This is a genomic window from Prochlorococcus sp. MIT2302, assembly GCF_059772385.1.
Genome location: NZ_CM186285.1, coordinates 1911107 through 1923027, shown reverse-complemented (window position 1 = coordinate 1923027; position 11921 = coordinate 1911107). Strand labels below are relative to the sequence as shown.

Below are 11921 nucleotides of genomic sequence, written 5' to 3'. Positions count from 1 at the left end.
AATTATTCTTTTATTAACTTATATAATTTAAGCCAAAGGAATGAAAAATAAGATTTCCGAAGAAGATTTAAAACTTAACAGCCTAGATAAGAGTGCAGACAAGATAGGAATGGGAGGTAATTTAATACCAAATATAACTGAAGAAAAATATCGAGAAAGGATGCAAAAGAGGAAAGAAGTTCAAACACAAAGATTACAAGAAAGAAATAAAGAAAAAGGTCTTATAATAATCAATACTGGACAAGGCAAAGGTAAAACTACTGCTGCTCTTGGGATGGGATTAAGAACTATTGGTCATAACCACAAAGTTGCAATCATTCAATTCATTAAGGGTGGGTGGGAACCAGGGGAGACGTTAGCCTTGAAAGTATTTGGGGACAAGTTAAAATTTCACGCCTGTGGAGAAGGGTTCACATGGGAAACACAAGATAGAAATAAAGATATAAATTTAGTTAAATCAAGCTGGAGAAAAGCTGTCTCTTATATTAAAGACCCAAATTATAAACTTATAATTTTAGACGAGATTATCGTAGCAATAAAACTCGGATACATAGATGAAGATGAAATTATAAATGGCATAAATTTACGCCCCGAGCTTACACATATAGTCTTGACGGGGAGAGGTGCTTCAGAAAAATTAATCCATTCAGCTGATCTTGTGACAGAAATGAAATTAATCCACCATCCTTTTAGAGAGCAGGGAATAAAAGCACAAGAAGGAATCGAATATTAGTTTATGATTGTGAAACTATTTCCATCGCAAGGGAACCAATACAGACATAAAGACGTTCTCCCAAGACTTGCTACTGTCAGTTTGTTATGAACTTTTAATGACATACTCTAGAGCACTTATAAAACTCAGTGGTGAAGCTCTTATGGGAGAAAAACCTTATGGAATTGATCCTGAGATTGTTCAGTCTATTGCCAAGGATGTTTCGAAAGCCGTTGAAAATGGGACGCAAATAGCAATTGTGGTTGGCGGTGGAAATATTTTTAGGGGTCTAAAAGGATCCGCTGCAGGGATGGATAGAGCCACTGCTGACTATGTAGGAATGCTTGCAACCGTAATGAATGCAATCACACTTCAAGATGGACTAGAAAGAGCTGGCGTACCCACCAGGGTTCAATCTGCTATTGATATGCAACAGATTGCTGAACCATACATAAGAAGAAGAGCAATAAGACATTTAGAGAAAGGAAGGGTAGTAGTTTTTGGAGGTGGGTGCGGCAATCCATTTTTTACAACTGATACCACTGCTGCTCTTAGGGCCGCTGAAATCAACGCAGAAGTTGTTTTCAAAGCCACGAAAGTTGATGGGGTTTACGATCGAGATCCAAAGAAATTCTCTGATGCAGTCAAATATGAAAATCTCACCTTTCAAGATGTATTAACCAACGAAATAGAAGTAATGGATAGCACTGCTATTGCTCTTTGCAAAGATAATAAAATCCCAATAGTTGTTTTTAATATTTTTCAACCTGGGAACATTGCCAAAGCTATTTCTGGCGAACAAATTGGATCAAGAATATCTAATTCAAGTTAAAACTAAATTTTTGAACCTTATTTAATAATCAATTCGCAATAACTTTATCTAAATGTCAAACCAAGAGCTAAAAACCACAATGAGCAAATCTGTTGAAGCAGCTCAAAGAAATTTCAATACAATCAGGACGGGAAGAGCAAATACATCTTTATTAGATAGAATCTCAGTCGAATACTACGGAGCAGATACTCCACTAAAATCACTAGCAACAATAACTACTCCCGACTCTCAAACGATAGCAATTCAACCGTTCGACTTAGGCTCATTGGCTTCCATTGAAAAAGCCATTGCTACAAGTGATCTAGGTTTTACTCCAAACAATGATGGTAAAATTATTCGTATCAATGTTCCACCTTTAACTGAAGAGCGTAGAAAAGAATTTTGCAAACTCGCATCTAAATATGCAGAGGAAGGAAAAGTCGCACTAAGGAATATACGCCGTGACGCAATAGAGAGAGTCAAAAAATCTGAAAAGGATGGTGATCTTTCCGAAGATCAAAGTAGAGATGAACAAGAAACAATTCAGAAAGAGACTGATACTTTTATTAAAGATATTGAAAAAAAACTTTCAGAAAAAGAAGCTGAGATTTTAAAAGTTTGACACTTTTAGATGTTGCCATTATTGGAGGGGGAGCATCAGGTACTACTACAGCATTTCATCTGGCTAGTAAAGGGAAAAAAGTATGTATTCTTGAAAAAAATAATTCCTCTCCAGAGAGAATCTGTGGGGGTGGAATGTCTGCTGCAGTGCAAAATTGGTTTCCGTTTGAACTGTTACCAATAGTTGATGAAGTCATAACAAATGTAGAGTTTAGTTGGTGCAATACCGACAAAGTAATCGCTGAACTCTCAGGCTCTTCTCCTTTTTGGATAGTTAAACGTGAAAAACTTGATGCATTCTTATTAGATAAAGCACTATCTTCAGGTTGTAATTTATTGACTACTTTTAAAGTAGTCGATCTAAAAAAAGTTTCAAATATTTGGCATATTACCGCTCTTGATGGGAGACAAATAGAGGCAAGAGCAGTTGTTATTGCTGATGGCTCTGAATCACCATGGCCTAAAACTTTTAATTTAGGTCCAAATCAACAAAAATTCGCCTCCACTTTCTCAGGAAGAATTAAAAGGAGGGGAAACTTAGGAAATCAAACTGCTAGATTTGAATTTGGCCTGGTAAAAAATGGTTTTGCATGGGCATTTCCATTAAAGAATGAAGTAAATATTGGTATGGGAACTTTTCTGGATAATACGACTTCAATTCAAGTTAATGACATACTTCAATCATTTCTGCCTGATTTGGGCTTAGACCCAACTGAAATAATCGGTCAGAAAAAAAAATTAAGGATATGGAATAGCCACAGCAAATTAAACGGGGAAGGAATTCTTCTGGTTGGTGATGCCGCCTCATTATGTGATCCCTTTTTAGCAGAGGGATTAAGGCCCGCTTTAATGAGTGGATTTGAAGCTGCAAAAAACCTTATCTATTGGTTAGATGGAGAAGTCAATTGTTTAGATTCATACACGAAAACAATGCAAGAAACATGGGGAAATTCGATGGCTTGGGGTAAAAGAATTTCTCAAGTTTTTTATCGTTTTCCAAAAGTTGGATATCAATTAGGTGTAAAAAGACCTACTGCTCCAAAAAGGATTGCACAAATTCTTTCTGGTGAGATGAGTTATGAAGACATCGCAAAAAGAGTAATCAAGAGATTACTCTTTCAAAATTCAAGTTCAAAGAGTTAGTGCAATTCCTCTTTCAATCAACTCAAGTCTTTCATTCAATTGATTTTCCAACTTATCAATTGCTTGGCTGAAACCGCTAATTCCTTCATTTAGTTTTTCCGTAGCCATTTTATCTCCGGCCATCATTAGTTCAAAAGCAGTCTGATCTAAATGAATCGTCTCATCAATCACTAAAGGGTTTTGTGCGTTTAACTTAATTGGCAAATCCGAATATGATTCATTAAGTTCCTGAAGCAATTTAGGGGAAATCGTTAACAAATCACATCCTGCAAGCTCAGTTATTTCCTCTATATTCCTGAAACTTGCTCCCATGACTTCTGTCTCATAACCATTTGACTTGAAATAATTAAATATTTTAGTAACAGAAACGACCCCTGGATCCTCAATTGCTGAATAAGAATCTCTTCCTGTAGCGGATTTATACCAATCCAAAATCCTGCCAACAAAGGGTGAAATAAGAGTTACACCTGCCTCAGCACAGGCAACTGCTTGATAAAAATTAAACAGCAAAGTTAGATTACAATGAATATTCTCTTTTTCTAGTACCTCAGCAGCCTTTATCCCCTCCCAAGTAGAAGCTATTTTGATTAAAACCCGATCGTTAGTAATGCCATCTTGGTTGTATTTAGCAATTATTTTCCTCGCTTTTGCAATCGTGGCATCAGTATCAAAGCTAAGTCTTGCATCAACCTCTGTTGAAACTCGGCCAGGAATTAATTTCAAAATCTCTTTACCAAATACAACACATAGTTCATCCAAAGCTTCTTTAACAACATTAGCTCTCGAGGCATTAGCTCCTAGCATTTCTCTTGAAGTGGCTAGCGCTTTGTCAATCAAACTTTGATAAGCAGGTATTTGTGCCGCCGCCAGGATTAAAGAAGGATTTGTTGTAGCGTCTCTAGGTTGAAATTTTTTAATCGCTTCAAGATCACCGGTATCAGCAACTACTACAGTCATTGAAGATAACTGCTTAAGAAGGGATTCCATAATAAAAAACGTCTTGCATAGAAAACAGACTAGCTATATTTTTTGTGGATTTCACCCTTTAATTTGCACTTTTGGAAAAATTTAGCCATCTCTTAGCTTTTGATAGCTAAATATTCTTTTTTAGAAATACTTGGTGGGATTTTTTCAATAACAAGCAAAGTCTCAATAATTTTTTTTGCCACAGGTAGGGCCACAGTTGATCCATAGGCATTTGGCTTTTGGGGTTCATCAATAACTGCTAAAACGACATAGCGGGGATCATCGATAGGAAGACTTGCAACAAAACTGCAAATTTTAGAACTATAATTTAGTCCATCCCTCGATTTTTGTGCAGTTCCTGTTTTTCCTCCAATTCGATAACCAGGAACATTCACCTCAATACCACTTTCATCGTAAAAAGACACAACAGTTTCCATCCAGCTAAGAACAGTATTTGTAACTTCAGGAGATAAAACTTGCTTAGATACAGACGGAGTATTGAAATACGACTCATAATCACCTTTCAGTCCTTTAGTGATGTGAGGGGTAACAAGTTTGCCTCCATTAGCAATCAAAGCATGCAATTGAGCTAGTTTCAGAGGTGTAATAGAAAAACCTTGGCCAAAGGAAGCTACTGCAGGCTCTATAGGGTGATTTACAAAAATCTGCTTTGATTTTATTTGGCCACCTACTGCACCTGGAAGATCAGTTTCTGGGATTTCATCTATCCCTAATCGCCTTAACCATTGCCAGTAATTATTTGCATTCAATTTATTCATAATCTTAACCATAGCGACATTGCTTGAGACTTGTAACACCTCAGGATAAGTGAGTATTCCATTAGGTTTTCGATTCCAATTCGAGAGAGGCCATCCTCCGACCGTAATTAGACCATCATCATTTACTTCTCCATTGGGAGTTATAACTCCCTCTTCCAATGCCAAGGCTAAGTTGATGGGCTTAAAGGTAGACCCAGGTTCAAATAATTCTTGCACAGACCACTCTTTAAAAAGAGATGGCGAATAGTCCCAATACTTATTGGGATCATAAGTTGGGGTTGAAGCCAATGCTAAAAGTTCTCCCGTATTAATATCCATTACGATTACTACGCCTTTTTTTGCATTCCACTCCTTTACTTGCTTGCTTATTTCTTTAACTGCTACTTCTTGGAGCCTTACATCTAAGGTTAACTGGAGATTCAATTGGTCCTCATCAAATACGCCACGCTGAACTCCTACAGGCAAAGGTGTTCCATCAGCTCCTCTCCTGATTACACTCGCCTTTTCAAGACGTTTAAGATCTCTATCTAAACTTAATTCGAGTCCAGCCTGGGGCCTTCTATCTAAATCCAAAAAACCAACCACATTCGCAAAAAGTGATCCATGAGGATAAAGCCTTTGAGGATAAACCTCCAAATCAATACCACTTATTCCAAGTTTCTTAATTGCATTAGCCTGCTCTTGTGTTATCCCCTCTGCAAGTTTTACCCCTGAAGAATAATTTCCTAATTTATTTAAAATCTCATCAACACTTTTGGATAGTGGAATAGAAAGAATTTTTGCTACTTCAACTGGCTTCCGAATGGTCCCATATGAATCACCAGGAAAATTAAAATATCTGGGATGAGCCCAAATCTTAAAACGCTTCTCATCTATTGCGACAAGCTTTCCATTCCTATCAAAAATAGATCGACGTGTTCCTAGAGGGTTCTTTTGTTCCGTTTGAACTTCGCGTGCCAGTGCTCTTAATTGATCAGCCTGAAATAGTTGAAGCCAACCTACTCTTAAAAAAAGGCCGCCAAGTCCAAAGCATAATAAAGCAAATACAATCCTAAACCTTGACTGAGATAGAGGTGAAAGAGTTTTCGCTTTAAAGGTCTTTCGCTTTTTTCTAGAATTAATTTTTCTCATCGAAATTTTTAATAACCTGACTTCATTGGGAAAGCAGATATTTGTGCTAATAATCTAGTTTTTAATGTTTTATCGAATGATTTCTTGGTTTTTAGTGTTTTTGGTCTATCTACATATATTAGATCTTCTGCTTTAGTAGGAACTAAATCTCTAGACAACTTTTGATTTTTCAATAGGTAGCCTTCAATAATTGAAGTTGATTCCAATATCCTTCGGTTCAAGTCTCTGGTTTTCTCAAGTTTAGTAAAAGACTTAGTCCATAAATATTGAGAGTGCAGAGCTACTGAAGACATGATCGCCACTGTTGTGAGTATTCCTATCAATGCACCATCTAAAGCGATATGAAGAGCAGCTTGAACTGGAAATTTTCTTTGAACCTGCTTAGATGAAAAAACACTGTTTAACAATCCTTGGGGCAACTTCTTTTTTTGAAATTGTCCTACTTTTCGTTTATATAGAGTACGACTAACCAAATCAAATTTCGAAAGTAATCCAAGTCAAACACCTTGATCAAGCAACTGCAAGAGCTGAAATAATGATGTTTTATTTATTTAATATCAAGCTACTAATAATAAGCTAATAAAAGTGACTCCATTCCAAAGAGAATGCATAAGAGCACAAGGGAACAACCTTCCGGAACTCAATCTCATTAAACCGAGACCAATTCCTAAAACAAATAAAGGAGGTAATTCTCCTACACTTAAATGAGCTAAAGCAAAGATTAAGGCACTCAATAAAACACCGCTGATTTTGCCAACTTTGGATACCAATACAGGCAGAAGAATACCTCTAAAAACTAATTCTTCAAAAACAGGAGCCAAAACAACCGTTGTAATCAAAAGTAAAAACAATGGAAAAATTTCATCACTGCTTAAAACAAGTTCCAACAAAGGATTACTGCCACCTTGATCACCTATAATCTCATTCATTAGCCACCCAATAAATAGCACTAAAGGCATAATCATTAACCATCCACTTATAGATTTAGAAAGTCCTTCTTTAATAGGTTTGATCTTCCATTGCAACCATCCTCCATCTATTCCCGTGGGAACTAGACCCATTAATTGATATCGAATAATAATTAAAGGACCTATAGTCATTGAACAGTAACCAATAAATACTCTTAAAGATTGTTTTAATGGAGAGGATAAATTGTTAAATAATAAATCAGTTATTGGTATTACTAGTGCAGGAAAAACAACTTCACCTATCACAACGAAACCACCAGAAATAAGTAGAATCATATCTAGGAATGATAAAGGTGGAGCTATAATTTCTGGCCAGGGAGTATTTTTATTTCTTAAAAAAATAAAAGCATACCTAACTAGTAATATACTCCCTACAAAGGAAGAAAAAAGTGGTAAAATTTGTGAAGTTAAAAGTCTTGTAGCAGCAACCGAGTTATATTTTTTATCAATACATTCTCCATCAGAGAATCCGAGAGTAGAGCATGAAATTTGGTAAAGTAAAGGGTCTAATTTAATCTCATCAAATTCAGGAAATTTATTTACTTCTTTTCCTTCTTGTCTATCCAATGTATAGGTTCGAACAGTTTCAAAGTTTTTATCCTTAAAATTTTTCATCAGGATTAATTTTTGCTCATCTTCAGACTCTTCCAGCATTGCCAATAACAGCCTCTGCCTATCCTCAAGTTGTTCTAAAGGAATCTCTCGAAGAGCTTGATATAGTTTTTCTTGAGGTTCTGACCCTAAAAATACATTTTGTATTTTTTCAGGTATGGATGAAGAAGCTGAAACTGCCATCTCAGTTTGCATCAATGAAATCTTTGGAGCGACGGAAGGTCGCTCAAAGCTTTCTTGCAAACCTTGCCGCCATATCAGAATAGTTAAAAGTAATGAAAATAGAGCTACAACCCATTTCCACCAAGTTTTGGCTTGTCTCATAAAATTAATTTGTGACGACTGACATGGAGAAAGACTTCTATCTTTACCAAAAGAACATTAGATTGCCTTCATGGCTAATACCATAATTATTTAGAAGACACTTTATTTAATGACATTGCGTCTAATTTTTGTCCGTCATGGATTGAGTAGTTTTAACAAGGAAGGGCGTATTCAAGGAAGAAACGACCTTTCAAAATTAACTAAAGAAGGTCAATTACAAGCAGAGGCTGCTGGAAAAACAATTTCCTCTATTCCAATAGATGCAATTTATAGTTCCCCTCTGCAAAGAGCCTCAGAAACCACAAAAATCATTATCGAACAAAACCAAAGTGAGCTTCAAGCAATTTATACGGACGAACTATTAGAGGTTGACCTTGGGCCTTGGAGCGGTTTAACAAAAAATGAAATAAAAAAAGACTTTCCACAAGAGCTTTCCGTTTGGCAAAAAGAGCCAAAAGAACTAACCATTAATAAAGACGACGGTACAAAGTTTCAGCCAATTAAAGAACTCTTATATCAAGCTGAACATTTTTTAAAATACTTATTTCATACCTATTCAGGCTCTAATAAAACTATTTTGATAGTTGCCCATAATGCAATTCTCAGATGCTTGATACTGAAATTAATTAATGAGCCATCAAAAGGGTTTAGAAGATTGAAGTTAGACAATACCTCAATCTCCATTTGTAATATTACTTTTAATAATTGGGAAGATAGACAAGTCCAAATTCAATGTCTCAATAATATCGCTCATTTACACCCTAAAATTCCCAAAAAAGGTAGAAAAAGAAGAATTATTTTAGTCAGGCATGGTGAAACAGATTGGAATAAACAGGGAAGATTCCAAGGACAAATTGATATTCCCTTAAATCAAAATGGTAAATTTCAAGCCAAGGCGGCGAGCGAATTTTTAAAAAATAATATTATACAAAAAGCTTTTAGTAGTTCGCTATCAAGACCAAAAGAAACAGCGCAGATAATTCTAAATGAACATCCCGGAGTCGAAATTTCTCTCAAAGATAGCCTCAAAGAGATCGGTCACGGTAAATGGGAAGGGAAGTTGGAGTCTGAGATCAGTTCCGACTGGCCAGATCTTCTTAAAACATGGAAAACCTCTCCTGAAAAAGTTCAAATGCCAGATGGAGAAAACATAACCGAAGTCTCAATAAGATCAATTAGTGGTTGGAATGAGATCTGCAAAGATCTAAAGGACGAAGAAACTGCATTAGTTGTGGCTCATGATGCAGTTAACAAAACGATTCTTTGTCATCTTTTAGGATTGATGCCATCAAAAATTTGGATGATAAAACAAGGTAATGGTGGCATTACAGTCATTGATCTCTCAGAAGAAGAAGGCCAACCAGCTCAAATCACCTGCCTAAATATCACTTCACATTTGGGAGGGATTATCGACTCAACCGCTGCCGGGGCACTGTAATTTATGACTAGTAGCTATTTCTTTGAAAATATTCAAATCCTTGAACAGGCTGGATCTTCTTTAAAAAGAGAACCAGTTTTAATCAAAGATGGTGTGATTAAAGCATTCGGCAAAAAGGCTCTTCAAAATGCAAAACTTTTAGGAATCAAGCCTCGGCAAGCCAAAAATATGCTTTTAGCCCCTTGTCTTGTTGATCCTCATTCATTTTTGGAATCTCCTTTTAATGGTAAAGAAGAAAATATCTACACACTTATAGAAAAAGCAACATTCTCTGGTTATGGCCAGTTAGGTATCCTCCCTAGAGGTGATTTATGGAGAGATCACATTGAGTCAATCATTTCTTTAAAGGCTATCAAAAGTGAGGTTTTAATACACTTATGGGGAGGCTTTAGTCTTAGTGGAAAGGGAGTTAACTTTTCAAAACATTCTGAGATACTACAAAATGGAGCCATTGGGTTAAGTGATGACGATTTCATGCCACCTATAGAGCTTCTTAAGCAAGGTTTTTCAATTGGAGAGATGAAAAAATCCCCTGTGCTTCTTGCACCAAGAGATAAATCACTGCAAGCAGGAGGAATGTCTAGACAAAGTGTATATACTCTTAGAGCAGGCTGGCCTCTTGATCCTGTTGAAAGCGAAACCATCCCTCTAGTCCAATTACTTGAACTTCATAAGCAATATCCTGAAATTTCACTAAGGCTAATGAACATTTCAACAGCTGAGGGCGTTGCAATACTTAAGAATGCACCCTCAAAGCCAATGGCAACTATTTTTTGGTGGCATTTAGTCAATGACAACTCAAGTCTTTCTCCTTTTGATATTGGATGGAGTGTAACGCCTTCGTTAGGATCCCCCATAGATAGAGCCTCACTCATAGAGGGTTTAGAGGAGAATGTTTTAGCTGCAATATCTGTTCACTCCACTCCCACAGATGACTCCGAGACCAAATTACCTGCAAATAAAAGGAAAAAAGGGATCAGTTGCCATAACCTTGTTCTACCCTTGCTTTGGGATCAATTAGTTAGAAAGTCAGGATGGAAAGTGGAGAAATTATGGGAGAAAATTAGCTTTGGGCCCTCTAAATTCTTGAACCAAGCTGAGGAAAAATTAAGTTTAAATAGTAACCGTTGGTTATTATTTGACCCCGACAAAGAATGGTACCAATCTAATGAAGAAAAAATTTTAACTACAGCAACTAATCAGCCGCTAAAAGACAAAAAAATATTAGGGAAAGTTATAGATTGTGGGCTTATTAATCAAGCTTGCCAAAACGACTAACAGGCCAAAAACGCCAGGTTGCTTTTCCAATTATTTCTGTCTGGGGTAAGAACCCCCCTGCTGGCCAAAAACGACTATCCCAGCTATTAGCTCTGTTATCGCCCAAAACAAACACATGTCCTTTGGGAACAGTTGTAGCAATGGAGCGACATATATTAAATATAGGTTTGCTTGGGCAGAAGGATTCAACATATGGTTCGTTGATTGATCTACTATTCAAAACAATTTCTCCCTTACCATTAATCAAAAGACGATCTCCTCCTACAGCAACAACCCTTTTGATATATGCATCACAAGCACGATCAGAGAGAGTGGGTATCCAGGAAATCAATGGGAAGGTCCTTAATGAGCATTCAAATTTAGACGGAAGTTGTTTCTTTCTCTTAGATATCAATATCTCATCAAAGGAATATGGTGAGTTAAAAACTACAATTTCTCCTCGGGAAGGAGACCGTTTGCGCAAAGAAAGTTTTTCAATAATTAGTCGATCATTCACTTTCAATCCTGGCAGCATCGAGCCCGAGGGTATATATCTAGCTTCTGCTATAAAATGACGAATACCTACATATAAAAGAAAAGTTAAAGAGATAGGTCCCCAAGTATCAAAAAAGGTGTACCACCAACAATTTTTAGTTTCCTTGCTGGAGTCTGAATTGTTATGTTGCACTTGTTTCTCAAAAATAAATATATAGTTTACTTTATTTGTAAAGACTACTTGTTTTCAGTCAATGAAAGTCCTCATGTGAATTTCAAAGTAATTTTTCAGCCCACTTTTCTTCTTTGAATCCTACTAAAAAGCATTTACTGGACTTATATAAAAATGGTCTCTTTATTAATCTAGGTTCCATACAAAGTTGATCAAACAATTCATTATCAGTCATTTTTTTAACAACATCCGAACCAATAGAGCGATATATAACCCCACTTGTATTTATAAGATATTTTCTATCACCGTATATTTCACTTGCTGAGATAAGCATTTCTTTAGACGGGGGGGTTTTTAAAAGATCAATTAACTCAAAGGCAATTTCATTGTTATTAAGCCACTTAATCGCTCTGCGACATGTTGAGCATGAGGAGTAACTAAATAATTGCAAGTTTTAAAGGCGTGTTAAAAACTATTTTATAGAGATAATAA

12 protein-coding genes are annotated in these 11921 nt (G+C 36.3%); 6 read left to right on the top strand and 6 right to left on the bottom strand.

The window, feature by feature from the left end; translation table 11 throughout:
* Positions 1-40 precede the first annotated feature (40 nt).
* From cobO to AC6EI2_RS11065, 4 genes are all read left to right on the top strand, one after another.
* Positions 41-733, top strand: coding sequence for a cob(I)yrinic acid a,c-diamide adenosyltransferase (cobO, locus tag AC6EI2_RS11080; RefSeq protein ID WP_498462367.1), 693 nt, complete (start codon positions 41-43; stop codon positions 731-733).
* 97 nt (positions 734-830) lie between these two features.
* Positions 831-1544: a UMP kinase gene (gene pyrH / locus AC6EI2_RS11075; protein WP_498462366.1), complete on the top strand. Its 714-nt coding sequence runs from the start codon at positions 831-833 to the stop codon at positions 1542-1544.
* A 52-nt stretch (positions 1545-1596) separates the two neighbouring features.
* On the top strand, positions 1597-2145 hold the full coding sequence (frr, locus tag AC6EI2_RS11070; protein ID WP_498462365.1) for a ribosome recycling factor: 549 nt from the start codon (positions 1597-1599) through the stop codon (positions 2143-2145).
* Entirely contained in the window at positions 2142-3287 is a 1146-nt protein-coding gene (locus tag AC6EI2_RS11065) for an NAD(P)/FAD-dependent oxidoreductase (protein ID WP_498462364.1), read from the top strand. Before frr ends, AC6EI2_RS11065 begins: the two co-directional genes overlap by 4 nt.
* On the opposite strand, the gene AC6EI2_RS11060 is transcribed toward AC6EI2_RS11065, so the two are convergent.
* The 4 genes from AC6EI2_RS11060 to AC6EI2_RS11045 all read right to left on the bottom strand — a co-directional run bounded on the left by AC6EI2_RS11060 (position 3276) and on the right by AC6EI2_RS11045 (position 8067).
* A complete protein-coding gene (locus tag AC6EI2_RS11060) occupies positions 3276-4274 on the bottom strand; it encodes a transaldolase (protein WP_498462363.1) in 999 nt (332 codons plus the stop codon). The genes AC6EI2_RS11065 and AC6EI2_RS11060 overlap by 12 nt on opposite strands.
* Positions 4275-4366: 92 nt before the next feature.
* The gene (locus AC6EI2_RS11055; RefSeq protein WP_498462362.1) at positions 4367-6163 is read right to left on the bottom strand and encodes a peptidoglycan D,D-transpeptidase FtsI family protein; all 1797 of its coding nucleotides are present in this window, start codon (positions 6161-6163) and stop codon (positions 4367-4369) included.
* A gap of 8 nt (positions 6164-6171) precedes the next feature.
* On the bottom strand, positions 6172-6582 hold the full coding sequence (locus AC6EI2_RS11050) for a hypothetical protein (RefSeq protein ID WP_498462361.1): 411 nt from the start codon (positions 6580-6582) through the stop codon (positions 6172-6174).
* Between the two features lie 138 nt (positions 6583-6720).
* The gene (locus AC6EI2_RS11045; protein WP_498462360.1) at positions 6721-8067 is read right to left on the bottom strand and encodes a CPBP family intramembrane glutamic endopeptidase; all 1347 of its coding nucleotides are present in this window, start codon (positions 8065-8067) and stop codon (positions 6721-6723) included.
* Between the two features lie 109 nt (positions 8068-8176).
* Here AC6EI2_RS11045 and AC6EI2_RS11040 point away from each other — a divergent pair, with 109 nt between their 5' ends.
* Entirely contained in the window at positions 8177-9505 is a 1329-nt protein-coding gene (locus tag AC6EI2_RS11040; protein WP_498462359.1) for a histidine phosphatase family protein, read from the top strand.
* A gap of 3 nt (positions 9506-9508) precedes the next feature.
* Positions 9509-10783 (top strand): amidohydrolase family protein, encoded by a 1275-nt coding sequence (locus AC6EI2_RS11035; protein ID WP_498462358.1) that lies wholly within the window; start codon positions 9509-9511, stop codon positions 10781-10783.
* On the opposite strand, the gene lepB is transcribed toward AC6EI2_RS11035, so the two are convergent.
* Both lepB and AC6EI2_RS11025 read right to left on the bottom strand, forming a co-directional pair.
* Positions 10758-11450 (bottom strand): signal peptidase I, encoded by a 693-nt coding sequence (gene lepB / locus AC6EI2_RS11030; protein WP_498462357.1) that lies wholly within the window; start codon positions 11448-11450, stop codon positions 10758-10760. The genes AC6EI2_RS11035 and lepB overlap by 26 nt on opposite strands.
* An 82-nt stretch (positions 11451-11532) precedes the next feature.
* Positions 11533-11880 carry a Spx/MgsR family RNA polymerase-binding regulatory protein gene (locus AC6EI2_RS11025; protein WP_498462356.1) on the bottom strand — a complete coding sequence of 116 codons (348 nt, stop codon included), beginning with the start codon at positions 11878-11880 and terminating at the stop codon, positions 11533-11535.
* Between the last annotated feature and the right edge of the window lie 41 nt (positions 11881-11921).